A 1,592-nucleotide genomic window follows, 5' to 3' on the forward strand; every position below is an offset into this window, starting at 1 on the left:
GGGGTGCTGTTCACCGACGGGCAGTTCGCCGATCTGTTCCCGTCGCGAGGCAAGCCTGCCTGGTCGCCGGGCCGGCTCGCGCTGGTGCTGGTGCTGCAGTTCGTCGAGGGGCTGACCGACCGGCAGGCTGCGGAGGCGGTGCGGGCGAGGATCGACTTCAAGTACGCACTCGGCCTGGAACTGGGCGATCCCGGCTTCGACTTCTCGGTGCTCTCGGAGTTCAGGGACCGGCTGGTCGAGGCGGACGCCGGACGGCGGGTGCTGGACGGCGTCCTCGACGCCGCCCGGGCCAGGGGCCTGCTGAAGACGGCGGGGCGGGCGCGGACCGATTCCACCCACGTGCTGTCCGCGGCCCGGCAGATGTGCTGGCTGGAGATGGTCTCGGAGACACTGCGCTCCGCGTTGAACGCGCTCGCCCGGGCCGCCCCCGAATGGCTGGCGGATGTCGCGGAGCCGGACTGGTTCCGGCACTACGCCACCCGGGCCGAGGACTCCCGCTTCCCCAAGGCGCACGCGAAGCGGGTCGAGGCGGGGCAGCGGGTCGGCGCCGACGGGACGCGGCTGTTCCAGGCGCTTGGCGCCCCCGACGCGCCGCCGGGCCTGCGGGCCCTGCCCGAGGTGGAGACCCTGCGCCTGGTCTGGGTCCAGCACTTCCACCAGGCCGAGGGCGAGGTGAGGCGGCGGGACCCGAAAGACCGGCCGCCGGGCGCTTTGCGCCTGGTCACCCCCTATGACCCCGAGGCACGCGGCGGCAGGAAGAACGAGCTGGTCTGGGACGGCTACAAGGTCCACCTGACCGAGACCTGCGAGAGCGACACGCCGAACCTGGTCACGAACGTGGCCACCACCAGCGCCACCGTCGCGGACAGCGTGATGGGCGAGGTGATCCACACCTCGCTCGCCGAACGGGACTGTCTGCCGGACGAGCACTGGGTCGATGCCGGATATCCCACCGCCTCCCAGATCGCGACGGCCCGGCGCGAGCACGGCATCGCCCTGCACGGACCGGTCGGGCCCGACACCAGTGCGCGGGGCACCGCCGACAGCCACGGCCGGGAGTCGTTCTCCATCGACTGGGACCGCGAGCGGGTCACCTGCCCCGGCGGCCACACCAGCGTCAACTGGAGCAACCGGCTCTCCGAACACGGGCTGCCGGTGATCCGGGTGCGGTTTTCTTCCACCGACTGCCGCCCCTGCCCGGCCCGGACAGAGTGCATCAACTCACCCAAGGCGCCCCGACGCGAACTGCGCCTGCGTCGGCACGACGACCACCACGCCCTGCGAGCCGCCAGAGCAGAGCAGCAGACCGACGACTGGAAAGAGCGCTACAAGGTCCGCGCCGGCGTCGAAGGCACCATCGCCCAGGGCGTCGGGCGCTGCGGCATGCGCAGATCCCGCTACCGGGGCCTCGCGAAGACCGGTCTCCAGCACCAACTCACCGGCGCAGCCCTCAACCTCACCCGCATCGACGCCCACCTCACCGACACACCCCGAGCCCGAACCCGCACCAGCCACTTCGCAGCACTTCGCCCCACCGACCAACCAGTCGACGAGGCGAAGTGATCAGAACCCGAATTCACCAACAGCGTCCG

General features: G+C 71.5%; 1 protein-coding gene. It reads left to right on the top strand.

What is annotated here, in order from left to right; all coding sequences use genetic code 11:
* On the top strand, positions 1-1,563 hold a 1,563-nt coding region (locus tag OO57_RS37710), incomplete at its 5' end, for an IS1182 family transposase (protein ID WP_051778774.1).
* Positions 1,564-1,592 lie beyond the last annotated feature (29 nt).

The organism is Kitasatospora phosalacinea (assembly GCF_000717185.1).
In the GTDB taxonomy this organism is placed as follows: Bacteria; Actinomycetota; Actinomycetes; order Streptomycetales; family Streptomycetaceae; genus Kitasatospora; species Kitasatospora phosalacinea_A.